Raw genomic sequence first — 12,395 nt, 5'->3', positions numbered from 1 at the left:
CTAGCCCCGGTTCCGAGTTATTCATCGCGAAAACCGGGGCTAGTCAAAGTGCGCGATTGGCAATGATTGCAGCCGAGCGGGGTTATGAAGTCAGGCCGAGATCCGAGAGCGCGATCGGTTTGCCGTCGGCCCACAACGATTCCAGATCGTAGTATTCACGCGTTTCTTCGTCGAACAGGTGAATCACGACGCTGCCGTAATCAAGCACGATCCAACGACTCTCGTCGTAGCCTTCGATTCCCAGGCGTTGATCGCCAAGCCCTTTTTCAAGTGCGTCGTCGATCAATTCGCTGATCGCGTGAAGCTGCCGTCGGCTGGTTCCCGTCGCCAGCACGAAGTAGTCGAACTCGGCGGATTGGGCACATACGTCGAGCACCATCACATCCATGCCGTTGTTTTCGATCGCCACACGAGCGGCTTCGGTGGCCAACTTCAGCCCATCGGCGGTACCGTGTGGCCGAATCGCCCGAGACGGACGAACCATCGGATTGACATTGTCAGGCTTCGCCGCCTTCGGTTGCGGTGACTCGGCAGACGACTGTTCGCCGTCGATCTGGCCCTTTGGGGATTCGTTCGGATCGTTCATTTCAGGTGATGTATTGTCGCTCATAATCGAGAGTCTAGTAGATTTAACGTGGCTGTCACGCACCGGTGAGATAGAACCGCTGGCTAGCCCAACTTGGCTGGACACCCAACTATCCTGCGTTAGAACTGCACGGCTTCTTTTTTTCTCCCCTAACCCTCCGAATTTTTGATGGCTGATTGGATCGAACCAGGCAAAAAGGCTCCCGCATTTACGTTGGCCGACGATACCGGCACGAAGGTAAAACTTAGCGATTTAAAGGGAAAACCTGTCGTCATCTATTTCTACCCTCGCGACGACACGCCGGGCTGTACCAAAGAAGCCTGTGCGTTTCGTGACCGTTATGACGAGCTGAAGACGGTGGGGGTTCACCTGTTCGGAATCAGTGGCGACACGGCGGAGAGTCACGCCAAATTTCGTAAAAAATATTCGCTGCCGTTCCCGCTTTTGGTCGATGTCGGCAACGCGGTCAGCGAAAAGTACGGTGCTTATCGCGAAAAGAACATGTACGGCAAGAAATCGATGGGAATCCAGCGGTCGACGTTTTTGATCGACGCCGACGGGAAAGTCGCCAAAATCTGGAAACGCGTCCGCGTGGACGGACACGATCAACAAGTCCTAGACGCACTCGGGGAGTAGGTAACAGGTAACAGGAAGGAAAACGATGCCCTTGGCGGATCGGCCTGCCCGTTACCCGTTACCTAAACCCGTTACCTAAACCTGTTGCCTTTTAATTCCTACTTTTTCGGTCGCTTCCGCTTGTTGGGGCGGTCAAAGGTGGGTTCGGGTTTGTTGACGGCGTTCTTGATTTTGTCGGCCAGGGTTTCTTTCCGATCCGCAGGCTTAGAACCCTTCGGCACCGCCGAACCCTCTAGAACCGCTGCGTCGAAGTGCGATTTCGTGGGCAACGTCTTCTTTACAAGGATCCGCTCACCGATGCCCCACAGACTGCTGGTGATAAAATAGATGCACAAGCCGGCAGGGACTCGGAAGAAGAAGAGTCCCATCATCAGCGTCATGATGTTCATCATTTTTTGCGTCATCGCGGTCTGTTCATCCGTCGCCGGAGGCATGAACATCTTTTGTTGAGCCAGGAATAGCCCCACGACGATGACCGGCAGGATATTGAAGTAAGGACCAAGCCAACCGGTTCCACGACCGGCAAAGTAGTCCATCATCCAATCGCCCCAGTAAGCGAACATGTCCGGACCAGCCAAGTTCGATGCCCAATCCCAGCCACTGAAAACAGGCTGTTGACGCAGTTCAATGTCAACCGAAAGGGCGCGGTAGAGCCCGATGAAGATCGGCAATTGCAAGAACATGGGCAAACAACCGGCCATCGGATTGAAACCGACTCGCTTTTGTAATTCACGCTGGGCCTTCATTCGCCCTTCCATGTCGTCTTTGTATTGCTCGGTGATCTTTTTCAGTTCGGGTGCAAGCTCTTGCATTTTCTGAGCATTGACGGCTGCTTTGCGACTGAGCGGGAACATCGCGGCGCGAACGATGACGGTCAGCAGGATGATCGCTAGTGCATAGTTGCCAACCCCCGACAAAACGTGCAGCAATTTACCCAGCAGCTTCGCGAACCGTTCAAACCATCCGTAATAAACGAACTGGCCGAGCCCGTAGGGCTCCAAGACTGCGGGATCCTTGGGGCCGGCGAACAGTTGCATTTCCTGTCGCAGCGAACCGCCAGCGGGAACCGTTGCCACAACGCTGTCGAGCACGAACGACGCATTGACGGCCCGCTCTTTGTGCTTGGGAACCGACAAGGGATCCGCCACGACGCCGGCGACTGCGCGGCGGAACGTCGTCAGGGACTCGACGTTCGTCGGCGGGATAAAAGCGACGGCAAAGTACTGGGCATCGACGCCGATATAATTCAGGCTTCGCGCCGCGTCTTCGCGGTCGGGTGCAAAGATCGCTTCGTAAGGATTGGCGGGCGTCTTCTTTGCGGTTTTTAGCAGGTTGTAGCCGCTGATCAGTTCGTGACCTTCGGCGGCCGTTTTGTAGATCACGTCTCGCGCGGCCGCACCCGAAAAATTGGGGCTGATTTTGTTGCTGTACCACCAACCCTCGAGCGTCAAACCATTGGGACCCTCGATGCGGTAAGCCAGATCCTGGGGATCGTCGGCCAGGTTGTCCACCTGCAACGTCATGTCGATTGAATAGTCCTTCGGCGAGATCGCGTAGCTTCGACGCAGACGCACGGGCTTTCCGCCGATCGCCTGCATTTCTGAAGCTGACAATTCTAGATCCAAGTTCAACGACTGGCCTGCGGGCGATTCACCCTCGACCGGATCGGCAACGCTCCACACCAATTCGGACGGACTTTCATACCCAGCGATGCGGGTTTCGCCCAAGCCGATGCTTTTTCGATTGACCTGGCTGAGCGACATCAAGCATGAAGAACGTGACAGGTTTCCTTCGACTTGGTCCGCCCCGCCGTCTTTTGCCAATCGCACGATGTCCAGGGGATACTCCGACAACACGGCAGGCAATGTCATCGGCGATGTCCCGCCCTGGCGAACGACTTCGATGTCAATCGAGTCGCCGGGGACTGAGTCAACGAGTGCGTTTTGCAGTGATTGGCGGTTCGTTACCGAGCGACCGCCGACGGAAGTGATGATGTCGCCAACTTGCAGACCGGCGATTTCCGCTGGCGTGCCGGGACCAACGACATTGACGGTCACTCCGTCGATGGATGTTGCGGCTTCGGCAGCCAAGTATCCGAGGTAACCTTCGCGGGTGTCGACACGATGATATCGGAGCTTTCCGCCTTCGTCCCGCTCGGTCAGCTCGATCCGCTCGATGCCGCCGCCGCGTGTGTTGATCGTGACCAGCATGTAGTAGTTCGACTGGGCAGCCATCGAGCCCAGCGTGATCCATTCGGGCTGCGTACTGCGTTCGGATTCCGATTCACTGTTTTCAAATTTTTGGCCATCCGCGACCGAATCGTCGGTTTCGATGCCAGTCGCATCGGGTTTTTCGACCGGCGCAGCAGGATCGACCACCAAATTCTCGGCTTCGTCGACGATTGCGGCAGCCGGCGCAGGAGCCGGTTGCGGAGCAAACTTTGCTCGCAACGTCATATAAACCAAGAAAAACGCCGTCGATGAGACGATGAACGTAAGCAGACGACGTTCCACGATCGATCCCGATGGGAAGAGAGATAGCGAGGGGCGGCCCGAGTCGGCACCGCTAGATTCCGGACCGCTATTCTGTCCGCAACGTTAAATCTTGGGAAGCCGAGCCAATTGGCCGCAGCTTGACCCCGCGATTACGGTCGCGTCGCGATTTCCAAGGGAGCGATCACGCCCATGTAGGCCATCAGGTCACTGATTTCTTGCAACGTCAACTCGTCCAACAAGCCGCTGGGCATGATGCTGCTGGTACTAGGCAGAACCTGGTCGATCTCGGATCCCTTTACCGAGGTGGCTTGGTTGTTCGAGTCACGAACTTCGATCGCCCCGTCGCTCAGCTGGCTGACCATTCCGACAAGTGCTCGGCCATCGACGGTCAACACTTTCTTGCTGGCGAACTGATCGCTGACGACGTGGTTGGGATAGAGGATCGATTCGAGGATCTCTCGCTTGCTGAATCGTTTTGCCAACCCGGTCAAAACAGGGCCGATTGAGTCGCCGTTGTCACCGACGCGGTGACACTGCGCACATTTTGCTTTCGCGAACACAGTGCGTCCAAAGTCGGGATCCCCCGCGTGACCCTTGTCGCTGTCGAGATATTCAACCAATTGGTCAAAGTCCCAGCGAGATTCGTCAGCCTTGGGCAATTCCGCCGATGGTCGGTCGGGATGCGTCTTGGCGTACCATTTTTGCCACGGACGCATCGTCAACTTGCCGGACGCGTTTTTCTCGATCGGGGGCCGCTGCATTCCGGTCCAATGCTCGAGCAATCGTTCGACGTTTTCAAAGTCACCGCCGTCCGCTTCGGCGCGCAATCCCAACAGGATCAGCTGGCGAAGCGCCATCGGATCGTCCGTTGCGACGCTTACCGTTTGAAGTGCCTTGACGACTTCTTCGGCCGTTTCATCCTCGAGCACGTTCAGACTGCGGACCAAGTAGTCCCAGTTTTCTCCTTGGGGTCGCTGAGCGAGCGCCATCGCGATCACGGCACGCCGTTCGGGCTCGCTTCGCCATAGCTTTCGCAGGTAGGCCGCCGATTCTTCGTCCGTCGCGGTCGCCAACATCGCGATGATTCCGGTCCGCAGCCGACGTTCGATATCACCCGGTTGTGGTTTTTCGACCAATTGTGCGTCCAGTGACCTAAGCGTTTCGGCGGTCTTTGCATCAATCGGACGTGGCAACTTGTAGATCGCGGCCAAGGCGGCGTTTCGCCAAACGGCACCCTGTTCAAGGATCGCCTGGACGTCCTCTTGGCTAAGTGATCGTGCGAAATCTCGCGTCACAGCCATCAAGTACATCGAAAGCGATCCACTCGTGACGGCATTCGCGGTGTTCTCGTAGTACTTCAAAATCTGGAAGCGTTGTTGGGCGTTCCAGTCGTGCGACAGAAACTGGACGCACATCGCCACCAGCGTTCGGTCGACTTCGGGATTCTGGGGGTCGTTGATGTAGTCGAGTGCTCGTTCGGCGACGCCATCGGCTTGCAAGTACGCACACAGTCGAATCAATTCGTGATTCATGCGGTCGTCGCCGGCGGGGAACTCCTCCGCAATTTGTTGACCCAGTGCAACCGCTTTCGACGGATCGACTTTGCCACGATGCAATGCGACTTGGCACAAACGCAACGTGTCGACGAAGTCTGCGTCGCTTAAAAAGTCTTTCATCAATTCACTCGACCGCTGCAGAATTTCCAGCGCCGTCGCTTCGCTTGGGTCGGCGTTGATCAGTGCCAGCATGCCAACGATACCGATTCGCGGATCGGGGCTGGCCAGCACTTCGCCGCGCCACGTTTTCGTATCGATCCGTTCCATCACGCGTCTTGCAACGAACGCCAATGTGCGATCGTCCTCGGCAAGCAGCGGCATGACGGCATCTGCGTTGATTGGAATCTGGCCACTTCGAAGCATCGCCTCGCAAGCGGCACGGCGAACGCGAGCGTCGCTGTCGGCAAGCATCGCAACCAGTTGCTTTCCGCTACGCTTGCCCGGGTGCAGTCCCATCAAGCGGGCTGCGCTGGCGCGAACGGCTTCACTTTGTGCCTTGCTCAATTCCAAAACCAAGTCTTCGCTTGGGACAGGACCAAACAACTGCATCAAATCCATGGCGCGTGTTCGGTAGTGCGACGGGTTATCGTTGCTGTACGCGACACCAGCGACCAATTGGCCCCACTTGTCGCCGAGCTCTCGTTTGATCGATGCGATTTCTTGACGCGCCCAAGCCGACTCGAGCTGTGGTTGACGGACAGCAGCCGCGATGCCGGTGCCCAAGTTCTTCATCCGTTCGGGAATCTCGCCCTTGTAGACGACGCGATAGACACCGCCGGCCGTTCCACGACCACCGGTACAGAAGTACAACGCACCGTCGGGACCGACTTCCAAGTCCGTAACGTTCAGCGGCTGACCTTTTAGGAACACTTCGCTGTCGGCGATGAAACCGCTGCCGCGTGGTTTCAACCGCACGTTCAAAATGCGGCCTTCGGACCAATCGGCTAAGAACAGCGAGTTTTGGTAACGAACCGGGAACATGTAGTGTTCATAGCAAGCCGCGCCGGTGGGGCTACCGCGACCGGTGTCCAACAAGTTGGGCAATCGGTCCAAGTAGTATTCGGGCCACTTCGCCCAACCCGTTCGCCAGCCGAACTCGCCGCCTTCGGTCACGTCGTAAAGCGCCGTCGGCCGGAACCAAGCCGTGTCGACGTCGGCTTCCATGTCGGCATCGTGGACGAACATGCCGCCCGACGGATGGAAAACCAGGTCATAGGCATTGCGAATGCCGCCCGCGACGCGTTCGACCACCGAGCCATCCGCGTTGGTTCGAATCACGGTTCCGCCCGGTGCCTTGATGCCCAGTCCATGTCCAGCCGGGTCTTCGTAACGCGGCAACAAGTCGCCTTCGTAGGCATCGACGAGTGTTTCGCCGGGGCCTTTTTCGCCCACCGCTTGCACGTGACTGCCCAGGACAACGTAGATCATTCCATCAGGCCCTAGCCGAATGCCGTGGGCACCGTGTTCACCGGGCTGTCCCTTCAACTTGACGATCGTTTTGACTTGCTCGAGCGTGCCGTTGCGGTCGGCATCAGTCAGTCGATACAGGGCGCTGCCATCGGGACCTTGGCCGGTCACGTAGACTTCGCCATTGAGCGCCAAAATACCTTGGCAGGAAGTGACTTTGTCGCAATACGTGCGTACGTGTTCGGGAATTCCGTCTTCGTCTTTATCCAGTACCAACAACAGCGGACCACCTTCTTGCGACAAGATGATGTGACCAAATTCGTTGAAGGTCATCGCGATGATTGAACCGGTTTCTTCGTCGTCCAGGACGCGTTGGACGCCGAACCCCTTTTGAATCTGAAAGCGTTCGCGTTGTTCGGTTTGCGTTTCGGCGACGACGTCTTCGTCGCGGTCCCAGGGCGCGGTGTCACCCAACTTGCCGAACGAAGATGCGGAGCCCCACAACCGGTCATTGAACAGAACCGTTTCCCACATCGGCTCGCTTTCGATGCTGGTCTTCCATGACGGGTCCGTGCTGAACGTAAACCACTTTTCTTGTTTCTCGGGACGAACGGCGACTCGTGCGGCCAGCGCGGCGGTCGTACCTTTCGAGTTGACGACGCGAATGGCGATGACGTTGCGGCCTACTTCTAAGCGGTCCGAGATATCGTATTCCTGCATCTGGCGTGATGAGTTGCCACGCCCGACCAATTTCTCGTTGACGTATAGCTCGTATTCATCGTCCGCCGAAATTTCGACCTTGCCCTGCGCAGGAACTCGCAGATTGATCGGCTTGCGAAACAAGCAGGTTTCGCCCGTTGGGATAGGATCGGCGAGCGTGCGCCCGTTCGCCCATACCCACTGGGCTTCGTCGGCTCGGATCGTGGTGGTCGAAAAACCCATTGTCACAGCGGAAACGGCTGTGCATGCCAAAAGGGTCCATCGGCGCAAAGATTTGTTCATGCCGTCCATGGCGTAATCATCGATATTGGAGGTTGGAACTTCGGGGTCAACACGCGGGTCCGCTAGACCCCGGGACCTAAAAGTAGGCAGAACGCGATGGACAACGCAAGATTGATCCCGCAGCAGGCTGGGGGGGGTGAGTGCGTTGAAACTTAGGAATCACCGCGAATGAAGTGGCCGGACTTTCCGCCGCTTTTCTCAAGCAGCCTGATTTCGCAGATCGAAACCTCGCGGTCGACGGATTTAACCATGTCATAGACGGTCAAACATCCGATTGACACAGCGGTCATGGCTTCCATTTCGACGCCGGTCTTTCCCGTGGTCCGGACCGTCGCCGTACAGCAGAGACGGTGAGGTTCGAGCCAGTCAAATTCGACGGAAACCGATTCGATCGGAATCGAATGACAAAGCGGAATCAGCATTTGTGTCCACTTGGTTGCTTGGATCGCGGCCAGGCGGGCGACGCCAATCGCGTCGCCCTTTTTCGATGAGCCATCGCGAATCATTTCGGCGGTCTCGACGAGCATGCGTACTTCACCCGACGCGACGGCGACTCGCACCGTCGGCGATTTTCCGGAAACGTCCACCATGTGAGCGTTCCCGTCCGAATCGAAATGGGTGGGGCGATTCATGACTATGCCGATGGAACAAACGCTTTGACCTTGTCCAACATGCTTGTAACGACGGGTTCCAAAATGGCTTGGACGCCCGGGATCGCATACAGCTTGTCAAGAATTGCCTGGATCGGTGCCAACAGTTCTTCCGCCTTGCCGCCAACGGTCGACTGCGCCGCTGCGGGAAGCTTCTTGAACATCTCTGCCATACCACCGAGTTTCCCGTTGTACTCTTCCATCTTCGGAACAGCTAACTTCGCGGATGCTTCGTCGGTCACGTCCGTTAGCGTAGCTTTGTACTGGTCAAACATTCCGGTCAAGTTGCTGGTCAGGTCGGGGACACCGACGTCGGGCAGCGACACGTCCGGCGTGATGTCGCCGACGTCGACACCCAGATCAATATCGTTGACCGCCGGAAGATCGGGTTTACCTCGCGACATCAAGAACCAAGCCGCCAAGCCGCCTAGGATCAACAGTGGCAACAACCAAGCCAGCCCACTGCCACCGCTTTTTTGAGCCGGTGCCGGCGCGGGTCGTGCGGCGGGAGCCTTGTCGGTGATGCCCAAATCGCCCAAGCCGAGAGCGCCCGCCATGCCGGGCGGCAAGCTCGATGCGACGGAATCTTTCTGCGACATCAGCAGGCTGGCCATTCCACCGGCGTCCAAGCCATCGGCACGTTTCTTTGCACCGAGGAAACTCATCACCAGGGGCGCCAGCAGCGCCATCATCGACGTCGATTTATCCGATCCGATGCCGGTGACTTTGGCCAGCATTCCCGCTATCGACGCGACCTTGTCGCCGAACAACGAACTCAGGACGGTCATCCCCAGATTCGTCATCATGCTGGACCCGCCCGAGTCGGATCCGCCGCCCAACATGCCCGGCAATTTTTCGAGCAGGCTACCGCTGTAGTCGTCCTGGTCGAGCATATCGTTTAGCGAATCGGCGCCTTGTGGCGTCGACGCTTTCTTCATCAAGCCGCCAAGGATCGACGGAAGGATCGCGTCCATCCCCGACTTTGCTTGATTTGAATCGAGTCCGACTTGTTTGCCCAACTGCCCAATGAGCGCGCCACCGAGTTGGCCCTTGAGTAGGTCTAGAATGTTGATCGACATTGCCGCGCACCTTTGTGATCTGGAAAAACTTTGATCTGGAAAAGAGTGATCCGTACTAGAGTCGTTCGATGAGAGCGAACGAAAGCCATCAGTGGCAATCTGTATCCTATCAGGTGGGGCCGCCCGCGGGCAAAGGGAGACAAAGAAACGAGCCATCGCGAGCGGGGCAATGATCGGCTAGGCCAACCGTTGGCGCATAAAAAAAGGCGTCTCACATCTGCGGGGATGTGAGACGCCTATCGACGAGGCTCTTGTAGAGGTCTCTGCTCGTTATTCGAGTCGAATCCTTTCAACCCGGTTTGGCGAACCTAAACCAATTCTTTTTTCGCACCGACGAGTGTTCGCAAGCGTTCGGCCAACAAGTGGGCGTCGAACGGCTTCTTGAACGTCTCGTTGATGCTGCTTCGGTCAAAGCTCATCGGTTGTCCGTCATCGGGCAACAGAGCAATCAGGATGATATCGGTGAAATCGATGTTCTTGCGCAAGTTCTGGCAGATTTGAACTGCTTCGATCTTGCCAATCGAAAAGTCAACGATGATGCAATCCGGATTGAAGCTTTCCGCTTGAATTCCAGCCTCGAAACCGCTCGCGGCGACTGCCACTTTGAACGCTTTCTCGGGCGGAAGTTCACGCTTCAAGTTCTCAATCAGCACCTGGTCTTGGGCGACGATCAGGCACTTTGCCATCGCTTCGTCTTCCAAGTCGCCAAGGGGCATACCGTGCTCCTTGAGAAACTTGATCAAGTATTCTCGTGGAATGCGGCGATCCTGTGATCCAGGAATTCGATAGCCTTTCAAACGCCCCGAGTCGAACCATTTCGATACGGTCCGGGGTGCTACTTTACAGATCTTAGCGACCTGTCCAGTTGTGAAGACCTTCATGCTAGGTACTCCATAACGCCTCGTTTATTATTCCCTCGAACAATGGTGCGTCGGTAACCATTGTCCTGTAGGCCCTGCTTCGCGGTGCGATCGTCTGAACAACTGGTCCTGATCAGTTGCCACGGTTCGATGTGGTGGGTCACATCAAACCAATACCTTGACTTGGTCGGATCGGATCGCCGAAGTTCGGCAGTCGATCTTTCTTCTGTCAAAGGCACAGTGTGAAAGTCCTACGCTGGGTCGGGCCAGCCGGTTTGCATCTTGCGACGCTCGCCTAGCGGGATCCTCGCGGTTTTGTTTAGTAAACTCGTTCAAAACGAAACGTTTGCTTCGTTGGCGGGGCAGATGCTGTGGAAGTTCCACGCCCAAAGCCGTACCCTCCGCTCAAGACTTCTAAGCCGGCGCAATGTCGCGAACGACATTGCAAAACGGTTCAAAGTCTCTACGGAATGTTCGGTTGTGTTCGCCGATCCATCCTCCGGTGGCCACGCGATGAATGATCATCGTGAAACCGCCGAATGCGTTTCCCAGAATCCCCCCTGGGTGGACACTGCATTCATCTTACCGCTCTGATGGACGACCTCCCAAAAGAAGGCCTTCGCGTCAGAACTGCAAAAGCAATCCCTGTCCGAGACATAGTGTCGAGTAAAACCGGGCTAACTCTTTAGTGCGTTTGATTGAGAACAAGCAGTATGAGCGGTTTCTTTGGTCTTGACCGAACCAAACCCACCTCCAAGCCCGGGCGAGATGTCTCGGAAAGCCCGTAATCTCCATGATATTCAGACGCCTGGAACTCGCTTACGATTGCCCCAGACGGCGCAGTCGATCAAAAAAAACTTTCCGCAGTCGTGACGCTCTGAGGCGTCCGAGAGCCATTTTTTGCGACGCGAATCGGTTCACAGCGCCCAGTCGAACGATTTTGCCCCACTTTCGACTGTTTCAGCAAAACAGCAACTCCTCACCAACAACGTTTACGAGTACGCATGATGGAAGCCAACGCACGAACTTTTCTTGAACAGGCCATCACGACGCCAAGCCCTTCCGGATTCGAAGAACGCATTCAAAAATTGATTGCCGAATACATCGGCGACTCTGCTGATGAAGTTCGCATCGACTTGCACGGCAACTTGATTGCCAGCGCCGGCGACACAACTGGCCCGCGGTTGATGTACGCAGGTCACTGTGATCAGATCGGGATGTTGATTTCGTACATTGACGATTCCGGTTTTGTGTACGCGCAAACCATTGGCGGCTGGGACCCCCAGCAATTGATCGGCCAATCGATGACGATCTGGACGGATGCTGGTCCCGTGCCGGCGGTGATCAGCCGCAAACCGATTCATTTGCTGAACTCGTCGGAACGGGAACAAGTCGTCAAGATCGATGACATGTGGTTGGACATCGGCGCCACCGACAAAGCAGATGCCGAAACGATTATTTCGGTGGGTGATCCGGTCACCTTGGAACTTAAGTTTCGCGACCTGCGTCACAATCGAATCAGCGGCCCCGGCATGGACAACAAGACGGGCATGTGGACGGTCGTCGAAGCGCTGCGTCGCGCTGCGATCGCAGCGAAGAAACAACCCCTACGATGTCACTTACACACGGTCACGACCGTGCAAGAAGAAATTGGTTTGCGGGGTGCCAAAACGGCGGCGGGCAGCATCCATCCGACGGTTGCGATTGCGGTCGACGTGACCCACGCGTCGGACTGTCCCACGATCGACAAGCAAAAACAGGGCGACATCCGTGTCGGTAGCGGTCCCGTCATCTTTCGTGGGCCTAACATCAATCACAAAGTTGCGGATCGGCTGATCGAGCTGTGTGGGGCTCATTCGATCCCCTTTCAATTGGCAGCGATTGGTCGTGCGGCCTCCAACGACGCCAACGCGTTACAGGTCCACGGTGGCGGAGTAGCGACCGGCTTGGTGGCGATCCCCAATCGCTACATGCACTCGGCCGTCGAGGTGGTTTCGACATTGGACATCGACCATGCTGCGGAACTGTTGTGCCAGTTTGCATTGTCGCTTTCAGGCGAAGACGATTTCACGCCCGGGCTTTAAAATAGCGGTTTTCGAAGCGATGTCGCGGTCCTGAAAATTT

8 protein-coding genes are annotated in these 12,395 nt (G+C 56.5%); 2 read left to right on the top strand and 6 right to left on the bottom strand.

The window, feature by feature from the left end:
• Positions 1–82: 82 nt before the first annotated feature.
• Positions 83–610: a ribosome silencing factor gene (gene rsfS, locus Poly51_RS25975; RefSeq protein WP_246114769.1), complete on the bottom strand. Its 528-nt coding sequence runs from the start codon at positions 608–610 to the stop codon at positions 83–85.
• 144 nt (positions 611–754) lie between these two features.
• Here rsfS and bcp point away from each other — a divergent pair, with 144 nt between their 5' ends.
• On the top strand, positions 755–1,222 hold the full coding sequence (gene bcp, locus Poly51_RS25970) for a thioredoxin-dependent thiol peroxidase (protein WP_146461578.1): 468 nt from the start codon (positions 755–757) through the stop codon (positions 1,220–1,222).
• Between the two features lie 98 nt (positions 1,223–1,320).
• On the opposite strand, the gene Poly51_RS25965 is transcribed toward bcp, so the two are convergent.
• From Poly51_RS25965 to Poly51_RS25945, 5 genes are all read right to left on the bottom strand, one after another.
• Complete coding sequence (locus Poly51_RS25965) at positions 1,321–3,735, bottom strand: YidC/Oxa1 family insertase periplasmic-domain containing protein (RefSeq protein ID WP_146461577.1); 2,415 nt, start codon at positions 3,733–3,735, stop codon at positions 1,321–1,323.
• Between the two features lie 131 nt (positions 3,736–3,866).
• Positions 3,867–7,682, bottom strand: a complete 3,816-nt coding sequence (locus Poly51_RS25960; RefSeq protein ID WP_146461576.1) for a DUF7133 domain-containing protein — start codon at positions 7,680–7,682, stop codon at positions 3,867–3,869.
• Positions 7,683–7,834: 152 nt separating this feature from the next.
• The gene (gene moaC / locus Poly51_RS25955) at positions 7,835–8,314 is read right to left on the bottom strand and encodes a cyclic pyranopterin monophosphate synthase MoaC (RefSeq protein WP_146461574.1); all 480 of its coding nucleotides are present in this window, start codon (positions 8,312–8,314) and stop codon (positions 7,835–7,837) included.
• A gap of 2 nt (positions 8,315–8,316) precedes the next feature.
• Entirely contained in the window at positions 8,317–9,411 is a 1,095-nt protein-coding gene (locus tag Poly51_RS25950; protein WP_186775814.1) for a DUF937 domain-containing protein, read from the bottom strand.
• A gap of 308 nt (positions 9,412–9,719) precedes the next feature.
• Positions 9,720–10,292 carry a helix-turn-helix domain-containing protein gene (locus Poly51_RS25945; RefSeq protein ID WP_068262572.1) on the bottom strand — a complete coding sequence of 191 codons (573 nt, stop codon included), beginning with the start codon at positions 10,290–10,292 and terminating at the stop codon, positions 9,720–9,722.
• A 986-nt stretch (positions 10,293–11,278) separates the two neighbouring features.
• On the opposite strand from Poly51_RS25945, the gene Poly51_RS25940 reads away from it, so the two are divergent.
• Positions 11,279–12,355: a M42 family metallopeptidase gene (locus Poly51_RS25940; RefSeq protein ID WP_146461570.1), complete on the top strand. Its 1,077-nt coding sequence runs from the start codon at positions 11,279–11,281 to the stop codon at positions 12,353–12,355.
• Positions 12,356–12,395: the final 40 nt, after the last annotated feature.

The sequence above is a fragment of the Rubripirellula tenax genome, from assembly GCF_007860125.1.
Lineage (GTDB): Bacteria > Planctomycetota > Planctomycetia > Pirellulales > Pirellulaceae > Rubripirellula > Rubripirellula tenax.
Note: the sequence above shows the minus strand (reverse complement) of the source record. Positions and strands in the feature narration are given on the sequence as shown.